Raw genomic sequence first — 20,681 nt, 5'->3', positions numbered from 1 at the left:
CGATGCGACAATCTCGCAACAGGCTTCATTCACTTTGGCAGGAGGCAGGCCGCCGTGGGCGAAATGGTGACGATCCGTGAGGAAGACCTGATCGAGAGCGTGGCCGACGCGCTCCAGTACATCAGCTACTTCCACCCGATGGACTACATCCGCGCGCTGGGCGTGGCTTACGAGGCCGAACAAGGCCCGGCGGCCAAGGACGCGATCGCGCAGATCCTCACCAACAGCCGGATGTGCGCCGAAGGCCACCGCCCGATCTGCCAGGACACCGGCATCGTCAACGTGTTCATCAAGTGGGGGCAGGATTGCCGGCTCGAATCCGACAAGACCTTGCAGGACGTGGTCGATGAGGGCGTGCGCCGCGCCTACCTCAACCCCGAGAACAAGCTGCGCGCCTCGATCCTGGCCGATCCCGCGTTCACCCGCCGCAACACGCGCGACAACACCCCGTGCGTGCTGTCAGTCGAGATGGTCAAGGGCCACCACGTCCATGTCGACGTTGCCGCCAAGGGCGGCGGCAGCGAGAACAAGTCCAAGTTCAAGATGATGAACCCCAGCGATTCGATCGTCGACTGGGTGCTCGAAATGCTGCCGCAGATGGGCGCCGGCTGGTGCCCGCCGGGGATGCTCGGCATCGGCATCGGCGGCACCGCCGAACATTGCGTGAAGCTCGCCAAGCAAAGCCTGATGGACCCGATCGACATGGGCGAACTGAAGGCCCGGGGCCCGCAGACCGATATCGAGAAGATGCGCGTGGAGATCTACGACAAGGTCAACTCGCTGGGGATCGGCGCGCAAGGGCTGGGCGGGCTTTCGACCATCCTCGACGTCAAGATCGCCGACTGGCCGTGCCACGCCGCGGGCAAGCCGGTGGCGATGATCCCCAATTGCGCCGCCACCCGTCACGCGCACTTCTCGCTCGACGGATCGGGGCCGAGCTTCCTCGAAACCCCCGACCTCGACGCATGGCCCAAGGTGGAATGGGCACCCGATGCGGCCGCGAAAAAGGTCGATCTCGACAACCTCACCCCCGAAATCGTGCAAAGCTGGAAGCAGGGTGACCGCCTGCTGCTCAACGGCAAGATGCTGACCGGGCGCGATGCCGCGCACAAGCGCATCCAGGATATGCTGGCCAAGGGTGAGCAACTGCCGGTCGAATTCCGCGGCCGCGCGATCTATTACGTCGGCCCGGTCGATCCGGTGATCGGCGAAGTGGTCGGCCCGGCCGGCCCCACCACCGCCACGCGCATGGACAAGTTCACCGACACGATGCTCGAACTCGGGCTGCTGGCGATGATCGGCAAGGCCGAGCGCGGGCAAGGCGCGGTCAAGGAAATCGCCAAGCACAAGGTGGCTTACCTGATGGCGGTCGGCGGCGCGGCTTACCTGGTGGCGCGCGCGATCAAGGAAGCCAAAGTCGTCGGCTTCGAGGACCTTGGCATGGAGGCGATCTACGAATTCACCGTCAAGGACATGCCGGTGACGGTCGCGGTCGATTCGGAAGGCAACAACGTCCACGAACTGGCGCCGATGATCTGGAAGAAGAAGATAGCGGAAGAACACCTGCTTGAAGGAGCGTGATGGCGCGAATCGGCTGATTCGACGCCATCTGTTCGACCAACCGCCAATCCGCGCCGACCGGCGCGGCTGGCGGTTGGCCCTGCCCGCGCGCTAGGGTCGGTCGATGGACCAAATCAAGGACTCGCCTGCGATCCAGCCGCCGGCGGATGATGCTACCTCGGATATCGCCCGCGTTCCGCCGCGGCTCGTGCTGCTTTCGGCCAGCGCAATGTGGCTGCTCTATTACGTGCTGGTCACGCTGCGCAGCCTGTTGTTCAACGACACCAGCGATCTGGGCGAGATGCTGTGGCGGCGCGCAGTGGTCACGCTGGCCGGGATCGCGGTGACCACGCTGGCCTGGCCGGTAATCGCACGGTTCGACCGCCACAGCCTGACCGTGCGCGCGATCGCCGCGCTGGTGGTGATGCTGCCCGCCGCGCTGCTGCTGGCGCTGGTCAACCAGAAGGTGTTCGAACCAATCGAAGCGCGCCAGATGGCGAAAGAGGCGGCAGCACAGGCCAAGGCGGGAAACACCGGTCCGGTCACGATCATCCACAACGACGGCGGAAATATGCTGATGGATGGTCCGGCCGCGCGGGCCGAGGCACTGCGCATTGCCGCAGAGGCGCAACGCCAAGCCGCCGAGGCGCAGCGCGAAGCCGCCGAAGCCGCGCGCGAAGCCTCCGAGCGAACTCTTGCCGCCATGCGCGAAGCCCGGTCGGCCGGCGGCCAGACCCAGGCGGCGCCAGCCCCACCGGCAGTTCCCGCCATTCCGGCCCCGCCCGTACCCGCGTCGACGGTTCATGTCATGGCGCCCGCCGCGCTTCCGGCGCACGTCACATACGACAGCGGCGAGGCGAAATGGCAAATCCTGACCGATGTCGTGCTCAGCCGCTATTTCCTGCTGGTGGCGTGGGCGGCGCTTTATCTTGCGCTGGGCAATGCCGAGCAGGCGCGCGTGGCCGAACGCCGCGAGGGCCAATACCGCCGCGCGGCCAAGGCGGCCGAACTGCGCAGCTTGCGCTACCAGGTCAATCCGCACTTCCTGTTCAACACGCTCAATTCGCTGTCGGCGCTCGTCATGGTAGGCCGCGCGGACGAGGCCGAGCGCATGATCCAGTCGATCGCGCGGTTCTATCGCCACAGCCTGGCCGCCGATCCCACCGCCGATCTGCCGCTGGCCGACGAGATTGCGCTCCAGCGCCACTACCTCGACATCGAAGCCGTGCGCTTTCCCGAACGGCTGGTGACCGAGTTCGATATTCCCGCCGGGCTGGAAACCGCGTGCGTGCCGGGCATGATCCTCCAGCCACTGGTCGAAAACTCGATCCGGTACGCGGTTTCGCCCAGCCGTCACCCCGTTACCGTGCGGATCAGCGCGCGCGAGGCGGGCAGCCTGCTGGTCCTGACCGTGGCCGATGATGGTGCCGGTGCGAGCGCCGTGGCCGGTGCGGCAACGCCCGGCACCGGCATCGGGCTCGCCAATGTTCGCTTGCGGCTCGAAGCCCGCTTCGGCAACGGTGCACACTTGCAATGCGGCGCGCTGCCTGCGGGTGGCTACGCCTCAATCCTGACCCTGCCCCTGGTGCGCAATGCCTGCTGAACCGAACTTGCCGTCCGACCAGACCCCGCTGCGCACGCTGATCGTCGACGACGAGCCGCTTGCAGTCGAACGCCTCCAGATCCTGTGCGCTCGATTGCCGGCGCTTTCGGTCATCGGCACCGCCAGCGATGGCGCGGCTGCGTTGCGGCTGATCGAAGCGCTGACCCCCGATCTCGTCCTGCTCGACATGACCATGCCCGAAGTCGACGGGCTCGGTGTCGCACGGCAACTGGCCGCCGCGGCGGTCGCTTCCGGCCACCGCCCGTCAGTCATCTTCGTGACCGCGCACGAAGACTTCGCGGTCGACGCGTTCGATCTCGACGCGGTCGACTACGTGCTCAAGCCCGTTTCGCCCGACCGGCTTGGCAGAGCAGTTGGGCGCGCGGTCAATCGCGCACTCGCCCGCCGATCGCAGCCCGCCATCGCAGCAACGGGCGAAGCTGCGCCCGTCAGCCAGTGGCTGGAAGAACTGTGGGTGCCGCATCGTTCCGAACTCGTGCGGCTGGCCACGATCGACCTCGACCGGATCGATGCCGATCGCGATTATGTGCGCCTGCATACCGCAGGGCGCAGTTACCTGATGCTCCACACCATCGCCGGTCTCGAATCGCGGCTCGACCCTGAGCGTTTCATCCGCCTCCATCGCTCCACGATCGTGCGCCGCGATCGCATCGCCGGTTTGCGCCATGACGGCCTGGGCGTGTGGTCGGTCGAACTGGTCGACGGTGAGGCAGTGCGGATCGGGCGGACGTATCTGGCGCGGGTAAAGGCGATGGCGGGGCGGTAAGCCTCAGGCGCGCGGTGGACGGCGCCGATAGCTGAGCGCTTCCGCCATGTGGACCCGCGCAATCTGTTCCGCACTCGCCAGATCGGCGATCGTGCGCGAAACACGCAGGATGCGGGTATAGCCGCGCGCGGTCAGTTTCATGGCATCGGCGGCTTGCAGAAGCAGCGCCTGCGCCGAAGCATCGGGGGTCGCGAAGGCTTCGAGCGTGGGCCCGTCGAGTTCGGCATTGCTGCGTTGGCCGGTTCCTTCGAGCCGTTTCGACTGGACCGCGCGGGCGCGGGCGACGCGCAGCGCGACTTGCTCCGATCCCTCGCTCGGCGGCGGCAGCGCCAGGTCGCGCGCGCTGACCGGATCGACTTCGACGTGGAGATCGATGCGGTCGAGCAGCGGGCCCGAAACCCGGCTCTGGTAATCGGCGGCGCAGCGCGGCGCGCGGCTGCAGGCCAGCGCGGCATCACCCAGGTGCCCGCAACGGCACGGGTTCATCGCCGCGATCAGTTGGACTCGCGCCGGGAACGTCACGTGGGCATTGGCCCGGGCGACACTGATCACCCCGGTTTCGAGCGGCTGGCGCAACGAATCGAGTGCGACTCGCTGGAATTCCGGCATTATGTAGCAAAAGCACCAACGCAACGCTAGTTGTAATCGCCCGCGATGACTAAACGCAACGTATGGCAGACCTACACGTTGTGAGCGCCCTTCGGGGCAAGCGGGGCGAACTGGCAGGGCGGATCGACGCGCTACAGGACCAGCTACGCGAGGCCATGATCGACCTGGACCACGTGGACGCCACGCTACGGCTGTTCGATCCCGACATCGAACTGGACGAGATCAAGCCCAAGCCGCTGCCACCGCGCCACCATGCGTTCAAGGGGCAAGTATCCCGCGCGATCCTCGCCATGCTGCGCGCAGACGGCGCTATGGACGGCAAGGCGATCACCATCCGCCTGATGGCCGAGCGCGAGTTGAACGCGAACGACAAGGTGCTGGCGAAGGCCATGCAGAAGCGGATTGGGGCGGCGCTCAGGAACTTGCGGGAGCGGGGGTTGGTGGCGTCCTCACCGGGGCCCGGCGCATTTCAGCTATGGGCAATGGCGCGATAGAGCCAACGAAGGGCAAGGCGCAAGTTGTGCGGGGCCGAAGCCCCGCACATTTTGGTTAGGATGTTTTGGATACTGCTCGATTTGCTTCACGTTGCGCCAGTGCGGCTAGCGCATTGTTGGCAATCTGAGCGGGAAGCTTCTTTTGGGATACTAGTCCTTTAAGGTATAGAGGCATTTTTGTAGGAACATACACATCTCGAAGCCACCTTTTAAAGGTCGGTATGGCGTCCTCATGATAGCACCAGGCATCTTGGGGATTTGAATACGATTGAGGGAAATAGTCGGGGTAATAGTGCGGGAATTTAATGCGAGCGCCGAATGTCTGTTCGAGCTTCATGTTGCTCCAGTGCGCACCCCAGCACCCTCCAACGCTGAGATCGAGGATAACGCGAGTGCCAAAATCAGCGCCGTTGGAAATCATTGAAGCGAACAGATCAGCTATTTGGCCGAATACGCAAAAATAGCCGACCGGGACGTTGTCGTAGACCAGCGATACACGGTCCTCAAACTGTCGCCAGATCCGATCGGACGGGTGTTTGCCCGTCATCCATTCAATGATCCATTGGCTAACCTTGACGGCAAAGTCGGCCGAAAGCCATTGCGCCAAGTGCACGGCGACTTGTGGGTGGACCCAAGTCCCCCTGGCTTCGTTCGGTCCAGTGATAATCGACTGGACGATATGGTCCCTTGGAATTCCAAGGGACCCCTGCAGCGCTGTGAGAAATGCCGTAGTTGCAGCGTTTTGGTTGTAGTTCGCCCATTCTTTGCCGGCGGCTTTGCACATAGCCGTGGCGTTGATGTACCCATCAACCTGGCGCTGAAGGATGAGGGCACCTTGGTGTGTATGAGGGACAAGCGCCTTCTGAGGATGCACTTCGATGGTCATTTTCAACAGCCTTATTCACAGGCTGGCAGGGCATCTTGACCGAGTCGTCACTATGGTTCATAGAGGCGTTGAACACACGGCTGAGGGCCTGCCAGCCCTTAGTTACACAAAGTCCCACCAGCCCGAGTGGCTCGGTGGGACTTTGCTGTTTAAGGCGAGTCGCGGGGCTGGGGAAGGTTGACGGGGCGTTAATCCCCAAAAAACGTCACCCCCGCTGCCAGTAGCCCTTCCACTGGCGCGACACAGGCGACTCCATAGCCGCACCGCCAACCATCGCCGCCAACCCACCGTTATCGACGCGGCGGTTATCCTCACGGAACGAAGCCTCGCTGGCGTAGGCGGCGAGATATGGCCCGGCGATGTGGTGGTGCGTGCCGATCTCCATCCGACGAAGGCGCGAGAAAAACGACTCGGCTTGGTTGGTGCAAGCGTAGCCGTTTGAGTAGTTCACGCTGTGGTTGATCCGGCGCGTGTCAAACTTGGCGTGCAGGTCATCCCAGTGCGATGCTTCGTCGGCGTGAACCGTGGACATGTGGTGGATTGTCGCGGCGACCACCTGTCCGCCCTTGGCTTCCGAGCGAGCAACGGTGGTGAGCGACTGGCCGTCACGCTCGCGGCCGACAACGACAACCTGGCGTTTGCCGTTCTGGTTGATGGCAAGGCGACGATCGCGGCGGTTGCTCTTGTTGTTGGCCGGGCGAACGTGACCGCCGAAGTATGCGCCGTCCACTTCGACTTCGCCCGCCAGCTTGCGGCCTTCATCCTCGCGGGCCATCGCCTCGCGCAGCTTGTGCGTGAGAACGAACGCTGTCTTGTATTGGCAGTCCAGATCGCGGCTCAATTGCAGCGCTGCAATGCCCTTGGCGCCGTTCACAAAGATCACGATTGCCGCGAGCAGATCGGTAAAGCTCATCTTACGCGAGGCGAAGATCGTGCCGCTGGTGACGCTGAACTGGTGAAGGCAGGCAACGCACTTGAACTTGCGGCGTGTGGCGATGCCATACGACTCGGTGCAGCCACAGCGCGGGCAGATCGCTTCGCCGTCATTCTCAGGCCAGCGCATTTCGCAGAACGTGCGATATGCCTTGTCTTCGCCCATGCGGAACACAGCCTTCAGGCTCAGTGTGCGGGCGGCGGCGGAGAGGAGGAAGTGTTGCATTGTCATCGTTTCCAGTGCTTATGCACTCGGTATGATGACGTATTGCATCCTTGTCAATGGCAAATGCACTCTATATGATGACATTTCGCATCGTAGGAGCAGACAGTGCAGGAACGTAAGACCGATCGGGAATGGGAAGAGGGCGTGAAGTCGCTGCTCAAAGCCGAGTTGAAGCGCAAGAACGTGACCTATGCCCAGCTTGTCGGGAAGCTGGCAGACATTGGCGTCATGGACTCGGAGCCGAATATCAGGAACAAGCTCAGCCGTGGCAAATTCACAGCGGTTTTCTTGATCCAATGCCTAGAGGCTATCGGCTGTTCGTCCTTGCGACTTTCGGATGGCTGATTCTAGCCGGGGCTACTGAGAACCATCACGGCGCCGAAGAGACAAAGCAAAGTGAGGCCAACGGCGGCGTAGCCAAGCCCGCGCCGACCTCCATCCCAACGCCACAGGCCAAAGCCGATCAGGCCCCAAGTAAGGACTGCGAAGGCACCGACCAGCCCAAGCTGCCATGCGATGCTATAGCGGCTCAGGCGGCCATAGATCAGGCTCGCGACGCCCACCGGCAAATTCTCATTGGCTGGTTGCAGGCGTGCGGCCTGGTAGCGTCCTTGGTATTCTCCGCCCTTGCCACCAAGGCTGCGTTCGGGGCCGTCAAAGAGGCGGAGAGGGGCGCTCAGGCCAGCAAAGATTCTTTGGACGAAACGCGGCGCATGAACGCAGCGACTGTCCGCCCCCACGTCGCAATTGAAAACGCCATCATTGAGTTTGAAGAGGGAGTGCGAAGTCCAAGCGTCATCCTCATCACTCGCAATGCCGGATCGTTCACTGCGCATGATTGGGAGTGGCAGCCGTTGCTCACTTATAGAGTTCGTGGGGCCGAAGAGGACAGAAAATCCCGACTCTTCCCTTGGGGGCCGAGAGGTTACAGGGGCGTCGATCTCGCTCCCGGCGGGGGCGAAGAACAGCAAATCCGCACCCACATCAATTGGCCGATGGATGACGCTGAATATGGCGCTGTCTGCGCCAGCCCCGAGGACGGCCTTATGGTCTATCTCCGCATATTCTGGCGGTCTTTCGACATTTTCGGCAACCAAGTTGAGGACAGCGCCAACTTCTATGCGACCATCTATGGGGTCGGCGGAGTTGGCGGGGGCCAGTTCACCATGCAACGTGTTCCCGCAGGAACTTACATAGAGGGCCAAGAGGATAAAATTCCACACGCTCCGAACTCCTAGTTCTGAGCGGCATCTGTAGCGTCAGCATGGGCAGTGGCAGACCTCAGAATCTTGGTGCGCTTGCTACATAATGCCGTGGAATTCGGGCAATTCGTCGAGGAACAGCACCCCCAGATGCGCCAGGCTCACTTCGCCGGGCCGGACCTTGAGCCCCCCACCCGTCAGCGCAGCGATGCTGGCCGAATGGTGCGGTGACCGGTACGGGCGCTGGCGGCTGATCCGCCCGCCTTCGAGCGTGCCCGCCACCGAGGCGACCATCGAGGTTTCGAGCGCTTCGGCCGGCGACAATTCGGGCAGGATGCCGGGCAGGCAGGCAGCGAGCAACGACTTGCCCGCACCGGGCGGCCCAATCATCAGCAGGTTATGGCCCCCGGCGGCCGCGATTTCGAGCGCCCGCTTGGCGACCTCCTGACCCTTCACCTGGTTCAGGTTGGCGCCCCGCCGTGCTGGTTCGGCTTCGCCCGGTTGCGGCGGAGGCAGGCGGCTGTTGCCCTTGAGGTGGTTGAGCAGGCTGACCAGATCGGGTGTTGCGAGCACTTCGATCCCGCTTGCCCAGCGCGCCTCCGGGCCTTGTTCGAACGGACAGATCAGGCTTTTTTCGACTTCGCTGGCGCGGATCGCGGCAAGCAGCACGCCGGGCGAGGCGATCACCCGGCCATCAAGCGCCAGTTCGCCCACCGCGATGAATTCGCTCACCGCCTCGCGATCGACCACACCCATCGCTGCAAGCAAGGCCAGCGCGATCGGCAGATCGTAATGCGATCCTTCCTTGGGCAAGTCTGCCGGCGACAAGTTGACCGTGATCCGCTTGGGCGGCAGCGCCAGCCCCATCGCCGAAAGCGCCGATTGCACGCGTTCGCGGCTTTCCCCCACGGCCTTGTCGGGCAGGCCCACGATCTTGAACGCGGGCAACCCGTTGGCGAGCTGGCACTGCACTTCAACGCCGCGCGCCTCCAGCCCGAGATAAGCCACCGTCGATACCAGCGCGACCATCAGGCTCCCTTCCGCATACGCGGTTTTACGCGAGCGCGGGCAAGAGTCGCGGCCAACTGCAACCGCATTGGAACATATCCAAAACGGTAAAACTTGTGAGGCTTAAAGCTGTTTTAACCACGCCGCTTACCGATCCGGCAACGCACCGCGCGGTAATGATCGGCCACGATGCGACAAATCCTCGTCTCCTGCTCGGCCGCCCTGGCGCTTGCCGCATGCCCCGCGCAAGCGCACATCGCGCGGCTTGCTGCTTCGTCTGTCGAAGCCGTGAACGCACAGCCAAGCGATCACAGTGGCGGCGAACGTTTGGTGGAGACCAGCACTCAGAACGAAAGCAGCATGCCCGAAGTCAGCGCAATCGCTGCATTCGGGCCGTTCCGCGTGATCGATACGGCCCGCGCCGCGCTGGTGCGCGAAACCGACAGCGCCAGCCCCGCCGCGTTCAAGGCCATGCTCAAGGCCTATCCCGGCATCCGCACGATCGAATTCGTCGAATGCCCGGGCACGCTCGACGATGTTGCCAATCTTCAGCTTGGCCGGATGATCCGCGCGCGCGGGCTCGATACCGATGTGCCCGATGGCGGCTCGGTCCGTTCGGGCGCGGTCGAATTGTTCCTGGCGGGCCTGCACCGCCGCGCCGATGACGATGCCGATTTCGCAGTCCATTCATGGCGCGACGATACCGGGCGCGAACCGCGCGACGTGCCCGCGGCCGATCCCGTCAACCGCACGTACCTGGCCTATTACCAGCAGATGGGGCTGACCGCCGAAAAGGCCGTCGCGTTCTATGCGCTGACCAATTCGGTGCGCAACGAAGACGCGCTGTGGCTCAAGAAGGCCGACATCGCGAAATTCGCGGCGATCGACTAAGCCTTCTTATCGGCGCGATCGAGCGCCGCGCGCACAGCACGCCGCGCCAAAAAGCCCATCGCCAAAGTCAGGAACACGGCCAGCGCGGCCAGCAGTTCACCACGCTTGGTCTTGCAGGTGGCCGCGTGCACGCAAGGCATCAGCGCGTTGGCAATCAGCACCACGCACAGGAACGGCGTGCCAACGCCCACCGCCAGCATCCACGCCAGGCGCCGCGCCATCCGGTCCTTGCGTTCGGGCGCGAGCGGTTCGGGCGCGACTTCGGCGGCGGTTGATTCGTCCACGCTCAATGCGCCTCGCCCCAACTGCGCCCGACACCGATCTCGACCCCTAAAGGAACCGTCAGTTCCACCGCTGGCCGAGCCGCTTCGGCCATCACGCGTTCGATGAGCGGCCTTGCTGCATCGACCCGGCCTTCGGGCAATTCGAACACCAGTTCGTCGTGAACTTGCAGCAGCATCCGCACATCGCCAAGGCCGGCATCGGCCAGCGCCGGCTCCATCCGCGCCATCGCGCGCTTGATGATATCGGCGCAGGTGCCCTGGATCGGCGCATTGATCGCCGCGCGTTCGGAGCCCTGGCGTTCGGCCTGGAGCTTCGAATTGATGCGCGGGAACCACGTCTTGCGGCCGAACAGCGTTTGCGAATAACCACGCTCGCGCACATCCTCCAGCGTATGGACAATGTACTTCTGGATGCCTGGAAACCGTTCGAAATAGCGGTCGATCATCGCCTGCGCCTCTTCGGCGGTGGTCCCCAGCCGCGTCGCCAGGCCCCAGCGTGAAATGCCGTAGAGGATCGCGAAGTTGATGGTCTTGGCGCGGCCGCGCGTATCGCGATCGACGTGCCCGAACATCTCCATCGCGGTGCGCGCGTGAATGTCCTCGCCTGCCGCAAATGCCTCTTTCAAGGCGGGTACGTCGGCCATGTGCGCGGCCAGCCGCAGTTCGATCTGCGAATAGTCCGCCGCCAGCAGCAGGTTGCCCGGTTCGGCCACGAAAGCCTCGCGGATCTGGCGGCCGACTTCGGTGCGGATCGGGATATTCTGCAAGTTCGGATCGGTCGACGAAAGCCGGCCGGTCTGCGCGCCGACCAGGCTGTAGCTGGTGTGCACACGCCCGGTTGCCGGGTTGATCGCCGCCTGAAGCGCATCGGTGTATGTCGACTTCAGCTTGGACAATTGCCGCCATTCGAGCACCAGCCGCGCGACTTCGGCCCCGGCGCCACCCTCCGGCTGCGCGGCGATGCCTTCGAGAATGCCCTGGTCGGTCGAATACTGCCCGCTCTTGCCCTTGCGCCCGCCCTTGTGGCCAAGCCGGTCGAACAGCACATCGCCCAATTGCTTGGGACTGCCGATCGTGAACGGCCCGCCCGCGGCAGCATGGATCACGGTTTCCAGTTCGGCGATCTTGCCCGCAAATTCGGCCGAAAGCCCGGCCAGCCGTTCGCGGTCGACCTTGATCCCGCGCTGCTCCATCCGCGCGACCACCGGGATCAGCGGACGATCGACGCGCTGATAGATTCGCGTCGCACTTTCATCGGCCATGCGCGGCTGGAAGGTCTTGTACAGCCGCCAGGTCACGTCGGCATCCTCGGCGGCGTAGCGCGTGGCATCGGGCAGCGGCACTTCGGCGAAGGTGATCGCCTTCTTGCCGGTGCCGCACAAATCCTTGAACGTCATGGTCTTGTGGCCGAGATGCCGACTGGCCAGATCGTCCATTCCGTGGCCCGACATATCGAGACTGCGCCCGGCATCGAGGCAGAAGCTCATCACCATGGTGTCGTCGATCGGCGAAGCATCCACGCCGTTGCGCGCGAGGATCGTGATGTCGTATTTGATGTTCTGCCCGATCTTGAGCACCGCCTCGCTTTCCAGCAGCGGCTTGAGCAGCGCCAGCGCGGTGGCCTTGTCGACCTGCTGCGGTTTTTCCGCAAACATGTCGGTGCCGCCGTGGCCCAGCGGGATGTAGCAGGCATCGTTCGGCCCGAGCGCGAGGCTGACGCCGACGAGATCGGCCTGGGTGGCATCGAGCGCACTGGTCTCGGTATCGACCGCCACCACGCGCGCTGCGAAGGCCCGCGCAATCCAGGCTTCGAGTGCCTCGACGGTTTGCACGCAGACATAGGAATCGAGATCGACCACCGGAAATTCGGGGAGCGGCTGGCGCGTGATCGGCGAATCTTCGGGGTGAAGCGGCGAGGACCCGCCCTCACCATCGGCTTTCGCGCTTGCGGCCGCCGCCGGTTCAACTTCGCCGGCGCCCAGCTTGCGCAACAGGCTGGTAAAGCCGTGTTCGGCCAGGAACGCGCGCAGCGGTTCGGGCGGGATCGCCTGGAGCGCGAAATCGTCGAGCGGCAGCGGCAACTCGCAATCTTCCTTGAGCTGGACCAGCACGCGCGACAACCGCGCCATATCGGCCTGCTCGATCAGGCTGTCGCGCAGCTTGCCCGGCTTCATCGCCGGCGCCGCGGCGAGCGCGCCCTCGAGCGTGCCGTGTTCCTGGATCAGCTTGGTCGCGGTCTTGGGCCCGATACCGCGGATACCGGGCACGTTGTCGACCGCATCGCCCATCAGCGCGAGCACGTCGCCGACCAATTCGGGCACCACGCCGAACTTCTCGAACACTTCGGCCACGTTGATTCGCACGTTCTTCATCGTGTCGAGCATGTCGATGGAGCCGATGTTGCCGTCTGACGCCGGCACGCACCGGCCCACAAGCTGCATCAGGTCCTTGTCCGAAGACACGATCGTCACGTCCCAGCCGCGCGCCGCCGCAGCGCGCGCGTAGGACGCGATCAGGTCGTCGGCCTCCAGCCCTGCTTCCTCGATGCAGGCCAGGCTGAACGCGCGCGTGGCATCGCGGATCAGCGGAAACTGCGGCACCAGGTCTTCGGGTGGCGGCGGGCGGTGCGCCTTGTATTCGGGATAGAGATCGTTGCGAAACGACTTGCTGCTCTTGTCGAGAATCACCGCGAGGTGAGTCGGCCCCTCGGCCTTGTGCAGATCTTCGGCCAGCCGCCACAGCATCGTGGTATAGCCATAGACCGCACCCACCGGCACCCCGATCGGATTGGTCAGCGGGGGCAGCCGATGGTAGGCACGGAAGATATAGGCCGATCCGTCGACTAGATAGAGGTGTTGCTTGGCGTTCATTCGACGCCTGTTAGCAGGGTGCGGTTACGCCGTCATGCCATCGCTGCAAGGTCGCACAAATGGCTTACATCGGGTAATTTTTGCGCGATCGGGCGTTTTGGAATGCGGCTGAGGCGTCGCTTCGTTCTGCCTCGAAATGGCCATCTTCGGGGGTCAATCTGCACTTTGGCTTGCATGGCGAGCAATTGCCGATTAATTGGGTCACCGAAGTCTACCATTTGAGTAGGCTTTGCGTCGGGCGTGCACGCTCGTCGCTGTCCACTTCAGTCCAGGGATTGACCAAAAATGCGCAAGCTCATCCTCGCCGTAGCCGCTGGCTCGGCCCTCGCCCTCGCCGGTTGCTCGAAAGAAGCCACTCCTGAAGCTGCTCCTTCGGACGCAGCAACCGCCGCTTCGGACGCCGCCATGGGCGCTGCTGACGCTGCTTCGGGCGCCGCTGACGCCGCCATGGGCGCCGCTACCGGTGCTGCTGAAGCTGCTTCGGGCGCTGCTGATGCCGCCATGGGCGCTGCTGACGCTGCCAAGGGCGCGGCCGACAAGGCCAAGGACGCCGCAAAGGCCATGTAATCCCGAGCCTTCGAGCTCAGGAATACAACCAACAGAAAGGGGCGTGGCTTTCGGGCCGCGCCCTTTTTTGCGTATTGGCTGTTTCGCAAGCGCACAAAAAAACGGCCCGCAGTTTCGTGCAGGCCGTTCCAGGATGGTCTGGAGTAAGAGCGCTCAGCGTCGCTGGAGCGCGGTCGCGTAAATGCCGCTTTGCTGCGGCTCCGCTGTCTGGCCCGAATAGCCGAAATACAGCGTACGTGCGATCGACGAGATGACCTCGCCATGCGCCGCGTGCCCGTCAGGCCCCGCCACGAAAATCGCCACGGCAAGATGCCGGCCATCGGGCAAGCGGATGATGCCGACATCGTCGGTCACGTTGCGGAGCGTCCCGGTCTTGTGCGCGAACAGCACGCCTTCGGGCAGCCCGGCCTTGATCCGCTTCGATCCCGTGACCGTCCGGGTCATGGTATCGAGCAGCACCGCGCGGCTTTGCGGGGAAAGCGCGCCGCCGCGGTCGATCGCGCCCAGCAGCGAAACCATCGCGCGCGGAGTGCTGGCGGTGCGCTGGTCGATCACCGATGCCGGATCGATTCGCCCATCATCGCGCACCAGCGTCGCCATCGTGTGATCGAGGTGCTGGCCGGCTATTCCGGCGCGCGCGAGCCAGGCGTTGACTGCTGCGGGGCCGCCCACGGCCGATAGCAGCGCATCGGTCGCTTCGTTGTTGCTGCGCGTGATCGACAGTTCCATCAGCGCCTGGGCAGGCAGCACCGTGCCGGGATGAACCCGCGCCACCGGCCCGCGCACGGACACCGGTTCGCGCACCGGCATCTGCATCGCCCATTCCTGGTCGAGCCGCAATTTGCCCTGCTCGACCATGCTAAGATAGGTAGCCGCGATCGCGATCTTGGCTGTGCTGGCCATCGGGAACGGCTGGTCTCCGTTCAGCAGCACGATCCCGCCGCTGTCCAGATCCATCGCCGCAACACCAACCCGTCCGCGCGCACCCCGCGCGATCGATTCAACCTGCTGCTGCAACACCGTGTCGCGCGCGGTCTGATACAGTTCCGATTGCCGGCCCTGGACCGGCGCCATCGCCAGCGGCGTCGGCGCAGCGAGCAGCAGCGCCGTTACAATTTTGAGAAGGCGACCCGTCATGCCTGATTTATACCATGCTGCTGTGAACCCCGGGTTACCGTGTAAGCCTTTGCGAACCCTATGCAAAGCTTTACCATTTTCAATTGGTCGCCACTATGGTGCAACTCGGCTAGGCAAAGCGGGAATCGAACGCCGCCGTTGCGGTGAAAATCAAGGTTCGATGCCAGGGAGCAAGGATGATTCGAGAGGCAGACGAGCCTGCACGGCTGGCATCGGCGTTAACCCTGGTGATGAACCGCGCCGGCGTTCCCGGCGAGGTCGCACGGCCGCAGCGGCTTTCGGGCGGCGCCAACATGCAAAGCTGGCTTTTTGACTGCGGGGAAGATCGCTTTGTGCTGCGCCGCGCACCATCGGACGAATGGATCGCTGCCCGGCCCCTCGACCTGGCGGGCGAGGCTTGCGTGATCCGCAATGCGCGGGCCGGCGGCGTGCTCGCGCCCGAAGTCATGGCCGAACTGCAGGCATCGGATGGAATCGGCCAGGGCTTTATCATGCGCGCGATCGCGGGCACCGCCGAACCGGGGCAAGTGCTGTCGGGCGATCCCGAAACGATGATCGGCGATCTCGCCAGAGCGTTGGCGCGAATCCACGCCATCGATCCCGCACCACTAAACTTCCTGCCCGCGCTGGTTGCGGCCGAGGGTGTCGAAGGCCTCGTCGCGCAATTCGCCGGCTTTGGCGGCGATCGCCCGATCATCGCGCTCGGGCTGGCGTGGCTGCGCCGGAACTTGCCCCCGGCGCGCCCCGCCCGGCTGGTTCACGGCGATTTTCGCGTGGGCAATATCATGGCCGAACACGGCCGGTTGACCGGGGTGCTCGACTGGGAGCTGGCTCATACTGGCGATTTCCATGAGGATCTGGCGTTCGGGTGCATGGCGGTGTGGCGCTTCGGCAAGCTCGACCGGCCGGCCTTCGGGTTTGCCGATCTCGACACGTTCTTCGCGGCATATAACGCAGCGGGCGGCGCTCCGGTCGATCGCGCGGCCTTCCGCTTCTGGCTCGTCTATCGCACAGTGTGGTGGGCGCTCGGCTGCCTGTCGATGGGGGTGGCGTGGCGCACCGGCACCGACCGCAGCCTTGAACGCGTGGTGGTGGCGCGCCGCGCGGCCGAACAGGAACTGGACCTGCTCGCGCTGCTCGAAGGCGATGCGCCAGAGGCAGAGAGGCTGCGACCACTCCCACCCGCGCCAATCGAACCACCTGCACCCTACGGTGAACCCGGCGCCGGCGAAATCCTGACAGCCGTGTCCGAATGGCTGGCATCTGCGATCAAGCCCCGCCTAGAAGGCCGTGACCGGTTCGATCTGGCGGTGGCTCAAAATGCGCTCGGCATTGTCCGGCGCGAACTTGCCACGCGCCCCGATCCGCACGACAAGGCCTTGAGCGACGCGCTGCTGGCGGGTGAAACCACGCTCGCCACCCCCGGCCTGCTCGCGCGCCAGCGCCGGGCCGCGTTTGATACCTGCACCGCCGACATGCCCAAATACCCCTCGCTGACGCCCACCCGCGCGGCCTGGGAAAACAATCGAGAGGAACCCTGATGGATTTCGACCTGCCTACCGATCTGGTTGTCTACCTGGCCGAACTCGACGCGTTCATCGCCGCCGAGATCAAGCCGCTGGAGCAGCAGGACGACAACATCCGCTTCTTCGACCACCGCCGCGAATATGCGCGGACCGATTTCGAGAACCAGGGCCTGCCGCGCCGCGAATGGGAACAATTGCTGGTCGAAGCCAGCCGCCGCGCCGATGCCGCCGGGCACTGGCGGTTTTCGGCGCCCAAGAAATACGGCGGCAAGGACGGATCGAACTTGTGGATGGCGGTGATCCGCGATCGCTTCGCAGCAATGGGCCTGGGGCTGCACAACGACTTGCAGAACGAACACTCGATCGTCGGCAACTTTCCGTTCGTGGCCATGTTCGAGCATTTCGGCACGCCCGAACAGCAGCAGGAATTCATCCTTGGCGGGTTCGCCCGCACCCGCCGCACCGCCTTTGGCCTGACCGAGCCCAACCACGGTTCGGACGCCACGCATATGGAAACCCGCGCGGTCCGCGAAACCCGCGACGGCGTGCCCGGCTGGCGCATCGATGGCGAGAAGATGTGGATCACCGGGATGCACGTCGCCACGCATTGCGCGGCGTTCTGCCGCACTTCGGGCGAGGCCGGCAATGCGCGCGGGATCACCTGCCTGCTCGTCCCCGCCGAAACTCCGGGTATGGTGATCGACGAATATCTGTGGACCTTCAACATGCCGACCGACCACCCGCGCATGCACTTCGAGGATTGCTGGGTGCCCGAAAGCGCCATGCTCGGGCCCGAAGGCGGCGGGCTGGCGATCGCGCAGAGCTTTGTCCACCAGAACCGCATCCGCCAGGCCGCCTCATCGCTGGGCGCGGCAACTTATTGCGTTGAGGAATCGGTCAAATACGCCCGCCAGCGCAAGCCCTTCGGCGAAGAACTGGCGCGCAACCAGGCGATCCAGTTCCCGTTGGTCGAGCTTGCCACCCAGTGCGAGATGCTGCGCTCGATGATCTACAAGACGGCGTGGCAGATGGACCGGCTCGAAGCCTCTGAAGGGGGGCACAAGGCGATCGAGCGCGAATTGTCGGACAAGATCTCGATGTGCAATTACTGGGCGAACCGGCTGGTCTGCGAGGCGGCCGATCGCGCGATGCAGGTTCATGGCGGCATCGGCTATTCGCGGCACAAGCCGTTCGAGCACATCTACCGCCACCATCGTCGCTACCGCATCACCGAAGGCGCCGAGGAAATCCAGATGCGCAAGGTAGGGGCATATCTGTTCGGCTATCTGGGGCCGCGCAAGGGGATGTTCGACTGAGTTTGGCGGTCAGCCCCAGCCCATCAGCTTGTCGAACCAGTTCGGTTTGGTTGGCTGCGGCTGGGGCGCAGGTTGTGCGGCCGGCACGGCAGGCGGGGCCGCAATAGCGGCATCGGCAAACGCGGCCTTGATCGCCTCGCGGATGTCGACCTTCTGCGCGCCGGCAGGACGATAGCTAGGCTTGGACACGCCATAGACGACCGCGGTCCCGTCGCTGCTCCACCGGCCGTCGAAGAACAGCGCCTGTTCGCAGGCGCGGCGCGCGGCGAGCGAAGCAGGGTGCGACCAATCCATGATCGCCGCGCGCGCACCGGCGACATTGCCTTCGATGAACATTCGCAACCAGCTAGCCCGCTGGATCGCGCCGGTGTTCCAGTGGAACGAAAGTGCCGCAGCCAGTTCGGCTTCGGACGGATCGTGGTTGCCGAACGCTGTCAGCACGGCGGGCAGGTAACGCGTTTCGAGCAGCCATTTGAACACGCCGAGACAATGCTCGATCGGCTGCGGCTGGTCCTTGTAGCGCGGGTAAACGGTGTGGCCCGAAGCGTTGGTGATCCCGACGCTCCAGGTCCACACGCCGGTGCTGTCACGATAGGCTTCGCGCACGATCCCCTCGTGCGCGACGATTTCAAGGGCAATCCGGGGGGTGAGCGTTTGCATGGCCGGGCTCCGTGTTGGAACCAGGGCCATGACCCAGCCGCCCCCTTGTAGGACAGCCGAGATGAAACCCATCAGGCGGAAAGCGCGGCCTTCAGATCATCGACCAGGTCGGTGCGCTCCCACGGGAAGGCATCGCCCACCGGCTTGCGGCCGAAGTGGCCATACGCCGCGGTCTGGCGATAGATCGGCTTGTTGAGCCCCAGGTGCGTGCGGATCGCGCGCGGGGTCAGCCCGCCGAGCTTGCCGATGGCCATGATCGCGGCCTCGATCTTGTCGTCGCCCACGGTCCCCGTCTCATGCGTGTCGACATAGAGCGACAGCGGCTTGGACACACCGATCGCATAAGCCAACTGGATCGTGCAGCGCGTGGCCAGGCCCGCAGCGACGATGTTCTTGGCCAGATAGCGCGTGATGTAGGCGGCCGAACGGTCGACCTTGGTGGGGTCCTTGCCCGAAAACGCGCCGCCGCCGTGCGGGGCCGCGCCGCCGTAGGTGTCGACGATGATCTTGCGGCCGGTGAGGCCCGCGTCGCCATCGGGTCCGCCGATCTCGAAACTGCCAGTAGGGTTGATGTGGTACTCGGTCTGGCGCAGCAGGACCGGAGGCAGGATTTCAGCGACGACGCGCTTCACGTAAGCGTGAAGCTGCGCTTCCTTCTCACCCTCGTCATAGCCCTTGGCATGCTGGGTCGAGACGACGATTGCAGTGGCGGCAACGGGCAGGCTGCCTTCGTAGCGCAGCGTGACCTGGCTCTTGGCGTCGGGTTGGAGGAACGGCGCCGCGCCCGAATGGCGATCGGCGGCCATGCGTTCGAGGATCTTGTGGCTGTAGTACAGCGTGGCGGGCATCAGGTCGGGGGTTTCGTCGGTGGCGTAACCGAACATGATCCCCTGATCGCCGGCGCCTTCATCCTTATTGCTGCCTTCTCCTCCGGCATCGACGCCTTGCGCAATATGCGCCGACTGGCCGTGGAGCCGGTTGATGAATTCGAACTTTTCCCAGTGGAAGCCGTCCTGCTCGTAGCCGATTTCCTTCACGGTACGGCGAACCGTGGCCTCGATCTCGGCCTGCGCGCCGGGCGCCCATTCGCCATTTTCAAAAACGCCCTTGCAACGAATTTCACCAGCCAGGACAACCAGTTGCGTGGTCGTCAACGTCTCGCAGGCAATGCGCGCCTCGGGGTCTTTCGACAGGAACAAGTCGACGATCGAGTCCGAAATCTGGTCGGAAACCTTGTCGGGATGGCCTTCGGAAACGCTCTCGGAGGTGAACAGATAGTCGCTGCGCATCAGGTCTCACCGCATATAAAGGAAACTTTATGTCGCTGCGTCTAGCCGCGCTGCCGACGCCTTGCAACCATCGCACCGACAAGAAAAATTGCGGCCCAGCCAAGCGGCAGCGCATTGCCCAATCGAGCAAACAGCGTGGCAGCGTGCGCAGGCGGCACCAGGCCGTCGATCCGATCCGCTACGCCGTGGGCCAGCGATTGCCGGACGACGCCATCGGCATCGATCACCGCGCTGATGCCGGTGGTCGTCGCGCGCAGGACCGGAAGCCCTTCCTCCATCGCGCGCATCCGCGCCTGAGCGAGATGTTGCGGCGGCCCAAAGGCGCCAAACCATCCATCGTTCGATGGATTGAACAGGAACGCCGGCCGGTGCGCCTGATCGATCACATGGCCTGAAAAGATGATCTCGTAGCAGATCTGGATGCCGATCTTTCCGTAGCCACCGAAGTCTATCGTCGCCGGTCCCGGTCCCGACTGGAAATCGAGATCGCCCTGCACCAGCCTTGAAAGGCCGAGCGGTTCGAGCAGCGACCGCATCGGCAGGTATTCGCCATAAGGCACCAGATGCGCCTTGGCATAACTGCCGACGATCGCGCCCGAACTGTCGAGCGCGGTCACCACGTTGCGTGCGGCGGTCAGATGCTGGCCCCGTGCATCCAGATCGATCGCGCCGGTCAACAGCAGGCTGCCCGGGCCGATCACCCGCGCCAACCGCGCGCGCGCCGCAGCCGGATCGGCGAAATAGGTGGTCTGTTGGTAAGTCCAGTCCGGATAACCGGGCCGCAAGTAATCTGGCACGCCCGATTCGGGCCATAGCACCACCCGCCGCTCGCC

Annotated in this window: 18 protein-coding genes and 2 pseudogenes; 9 read left to right on the top strand and 11 right to left on the bottom strand. The window is 64.2% G+C overall.

Going from position 1 to position 20,681, the window contains the following annotated elements; all coding sequences use genetic code 11:
* Positions 1-63: 63 nt before the first annotated feature.
* The 3 genes from Q0R16_RS10400 to Q0R16_RS10390 all read left to right on the top strand — a co-directional run bounded on the left by Q0R16_RS10400 (position 64) and on the right by Q0R16_RS10390 (position 3,950).
* Positions 64-1,581 (top strand): fumarate hydratase, encoded by a 1,518-nt coding sequence (locus Q0R16_RS10400; protein ID WP_295635836.1) that lies wholly within the window; start codon positions 64-66, stop codon positions 1,579-1,581.
* Positions 1,582-1,684: 103 nt separating this feature from the next.
* Positions 1,685-3,163 carry a histidine kinase gene (locus Q0R16_RS10395; protein WP_295635822.1) on the top strand — a complete coding sequence of 493 codons (1,479 nt, stop codon included), beginning with the start codon at positions 1,685-1,687 and terminating at the stop codon, positions 3,161-3,163.
* Complete coding sequence (locus Q0R16_RS10390; RefSeq protein WP_295635821.1) at positions 3,153-3,950, top strand: LytTR family DNA-binding domain-containing protein; 798 nt, start codon at positions 3,153-3,155, stop codon at positions 3,948-3,950. The genes Q0R16_RS10395 and Q0R16_RS10390 overlap by 11 nt, the downstream gene beginning before the upstream one ends.
* Positions 3,951-3,953: 3 nt before the next feature.
* On the opposite strand, the pseudogene Q0R16_RS10385 reads toward Q0R16_RS10390, so the two are convergent.
* Positions 3,954-4,559: pseudogene (locus tag Q0R16_RS10385) on the bottom strand (ATP-binding protein); the annotation flags it as partial.
* Between the two features lie 80 nt (positions 4,560-4,639).
* Here Q0R16_RS10385 and Q0R16_RS10380 point away from each other — a divergent pair.
* Positions 4,640-5,053, top strand: coding sequence for a hypothetical protein (locus tag Q0R16_RS10380; protein ID WP_295635820.1), 414 nt, complete (start codon positions 4,640-4,642; stop codon positions 5,051-5,053).
* Between the two features lie 55 nt (positions 5,054-5,108).
* Here the strand turns inward: Q0R16_RS10380 and Q0R16_RS10375 are convergent, their stop codons facing one another.
* Both Q0R16_RS10375 and Q0R16_RS10370 read right to left on the bottom strand, forming a co-directional pair.
* Complete coding sequence (locus tag Q0R16_RS10375) at positions 5,109-5,939, bottom strand: KilA-N domain-containing protein (protein ID WP_295635819.1); 831 nt, start codon at positions 5,937-5,939, stop codon at positions 5,109-5,111.
* Between the two features lie 205 nt (positions 5,940-6,144).
* The gene (locus Q0R16_RS10370) at positions 6,145-7,104 is read right to left on the bottom strand and encodes an IS1595 family transposase (protein WP_295635818.1); all 960 of its coding nucleotides are present in this window, start codon (positions 7,102-7,104) and stop codon (positions 6,145-6,147) included.
* Between the two features lie 99 nt (positions 7,105-7,203).
* Between Q0R16_RS10370 and Q0R16_RS10365 the strand changes: the two genes are divergently transcribed.
* Positions 7,204-7,443 (top strand): DUF6471 domain-containing protein, encoded by a 240-nt coding sequence (locus Q0R16_RS10365; RefSeq protein WP_295635817.1) that lies wholly within the window; start codon positions 7,204-7,206, stop codon positions 7,441-7,443.
* 2 nt (positions 7,444-7,445) lie between these two features.
* Here the strand turns inward: Q0R16_RS10365 and Q0R16_RS10360 are convergent, their stop codons facing one another.
* Positions 7,446-8,321 (bottom strand): hypothetical protein, encoded by an 876-nt coding sequence (locus Q0R16_RS10360; protein WP_295635816.1) that lies wholly within the window; start codon positions 8,319-8,321, stop codon positions 7,446-7,448.
* Between the two features lie 93 nt (positions 8,322-8,414).
* Positions 8,415-9,329, bottom strand: a pseudogene (locus Q0R16_RS10355) (ATP-binding protein); the annotation flags it as partial.
* Between the two features lie 309 nt (positions 9,330-9,638).
* Here Q0R16_RS10355 and Q0R16_RS10350 point away from each other — a divergent pair.
* Positions 9,639-10,199, top strand: coding sequence for a hypothetical protein (locus Q0R16_RS10350; protein WP_295635815.1), 561 nt, complete (start codon positions 9,639-9,641; stop codon positions 10,197-10,199).
* On the opposite strand, the gene Q0R16_RS10345 is transcribed toward Q0R16_RS10350, so the two are convergent.
* Together Q0R16_RS10345 and polA are read right to left on the bottom strand one after the other, a co-directional pair.
* Positions 10,196-10,483, bottom strand: coding sequence for a hypothetical protein (locus Q0R16_RS10345; protein ID WP_295635814.1), 288 nt, complete (start codon positions 10,481-10,483; stop codon positions 10,196-10,198). The two genes, Q0R16_RS10350 and Q0R16_RS10345, sit on opposite strands and share 4 nt — an antisense overlap.
* A 2-nt stretch (positions 10,484-10,485) precedes the next feature.
* Complete coding sequence (gene polA / locus Q0R16_RS10340) at positions 10,486-13,353, bottom strand: DNA polymerase I (RefSeq protein ID WP_295635813.1); 2,868 nt, start codon at positions 13,351-13,353, stop codon at positions 10,486-10,488.
* 285 nt (positions 13,354-13,638) lie between these two features.
* Between polA and Q0R16_RS10335 the strand changes: the two genes are divergently transcribed.
* Positions 13,639-13,920: an entericidin EcnAB gene (locus Q0R16_RS10335; RefSeq protein ID WP_295635812.1), complete on the top strand. Its 282-nt coding sequence runs from the start codon at positions 13,639-13,641 to the stop codon at positions 13,918-13,920.
* 153 nt (positions 13,921-14,073) lie between these two features.
* Here Q0R16_RS10335 and Q0R16_RS10330 read toward each other — a convergent pair whose 3' ends face one another.
* A complete protein-coding gene (locus tag Q0R16_RS10330; protein ID WP_295635811.1) occupies positions 14,074-15,057 on the bottom strand; it encodes a serine hydrolase in 984 nt (327 codons plus the stop codon).
* Between the two features lie 176 nt (positions 15,058-15,233).
* On the opposite strand from Q0R16_RS10330, the gene Q0R16_RS10325 reads away from it, so the two are divergent.
* Both Q0R16_RS10325 and Q0R16_RS10320 read left to right on the top strand, forming a co-directional pair.
* Positions 15,234-16,598 (top strand): phosphotransferase, encoded by a 1,365-nt coding sequence (locus Q0R16_RS10325; RefSeq protein ID WP_295635810.1) that lies wholly within the window; start codon positions 15,234-15,236, stop codon positions 16,596-16,598.
* Positions 16,598-17,899 carry an acyl-CoA dehydrogenase gene (locus tag Q0R16_RS10320; protein ID WP_295635809.1) on the top strand — a complete coding sequence of 434 codons (1,302 nt, stop codon included), beginning with the start codon at positions 16,598-16,600 and terminating at the stop codon, positions 17,897-17,899. The genes Q0R16_RS10325 and Q0R16_RS10320 overlap by 1 nt, the downstream gene beginning before the upstream one ends.
* 9 nt (positions 17,900-17,908) lie before the next feature.
* On the opposite strand, the gene Q0R16_RS10315 is transcribed toward Q0R16_RS10320, so the two are convergent.
* The 3 genes from Q0R16_RS10315 to lnt all read right to left on the bottom strand — a co-directional run.
* A complete protein-coding gene (locus Q0R16_RS10315) occupies positions 17,909-18,559 on the bottom strand; it encodes a hypothetical protein (protein ID WP_295635808.1) in 651 nt (216 codons plus the stop codon).
* A gap of 71 nt (positions 18,560-18,630) precedes the next feature.
* Positions 18,631-19,848, bottom strand: a complete 1,218-nt coding sequence (metK, locus tag Q0R16_RS10310; protein ID WP_295635807.1) for a methionine adenosyltransferase — start codon at positions 19,846-19,848, stop codon at positions 18,631-18,633.
* Positions 19,849-19,889: 41 nt separating this feature from the next.
* Positions 19,890-20,681 (bottom strand): apolipoprotein N-acyltransferase (gene lnt, locus Q0R16_RS10305; RefSeq protein ID WP_295635806.1); only part of this gene is annotated, 792 nt, incomplete at its 5' end.

Source organism: Novosphingobium sp., assembly GCF_025351285.1.
Taxonomy (GTDB): Bacteria; Pseudomonadota; Alphaproteobacteria; order Sphingomonadales; family Sphingomonadaceae; genus Novosphingobium.
Note: the sequence above shows the minus strand (reverse complement) of the source record. Positions and strands in the feature narration are given on the sequence as shown.

Excerpts from the sequence above, each read along its gene's own strand:
- Q0R16_RS10320 (WP_295635809.1), top strand. The coding sequence starts at position 16,598 with ATGGATTTCGACCTGCCTACCGATCTGGTTGTCTACCTGGCCGAACTC.
- polA (WP_295635813.1), bottom strand. The coding sequence starts at position 13,353 with ATGAACGCCAAGCAACACCTCTATCTAGTCGACGGATCGGCCTATATC.
- Q0R16_RS10370 (WP_295635818.1), bottom strand. The coding sequence starts at position 7,104 with ATGACAATGCAACACTTCCTCCTCTCCGCCGCCGCCCGCACACTGAGC.
- Q0R16_RS10390 (WP_295635821.1), top strand. The coding sequence starts at position 3,153 with ATGCCTGCTGAACCGAACTTGCCGTCCGACCAGACCCCGCTGCGCACG.
- Q0R16_RS10315 (WP_295635808.1), bottom strand. The coding sequence starts at position 18,559 with ATGCAAACGCTCACCCCCCGGATTGCCCTTGAAATCGTCGCGCACGAG.
- Q0R16_RS10400 (WP_295635836.1), top strand. The coding sequence starts at position 64 with ATGGTGACGATCCGTGAGGAAGACCTGATCGAGAGCGTGGCCGACGCG.
- Q0R16_RS10330 (WP_295635811.1), bottom strand. The coding sequence starts at position 15,057 with ATGACGGGTCGCCTTCTCAAAATTGTAACGGCGCTGCTGCTCGCTGCG.
- Q0R16_RS10395 (WP_295635822.1), top strand. The coding sequence starts at position 1,685 with ATGGACCAAATCAAGGACTCGCCTGCGATCCAGCCGCCGGCGGATGAT.
- metK (WP_295635807.1), bottom strand. The coding sequence starts at position 19,848 with ATGCGCAGCGACTATCTGTTCACCTCCGAGAGCGTTTCCGAAGGCCAT.
- Q0R16_RS10335 (WP_295635812.1), top strand. The coding sequence starts at position 13,639 with ATGCGCAAGCTCATCCTCGCCGTAGCCGCTGGCTCGGCCCTCGCCCTC.
- Q0R16_RS10375 (WP_295635819.1), bottom strand. The coding sequence starts at position 5,939 with ATGACCATCGAAGTGCATCCTCAGAAGGCGCTTGTCCCTCATACACAC.
- Q0R16_RS10325 (WP_295635810.1), top strand. The coding sequence starts at position 15,234 with ATGATTCGAGAGGCAGACGAGCCTGCACGGCTGGCATCGGCGTTAACC.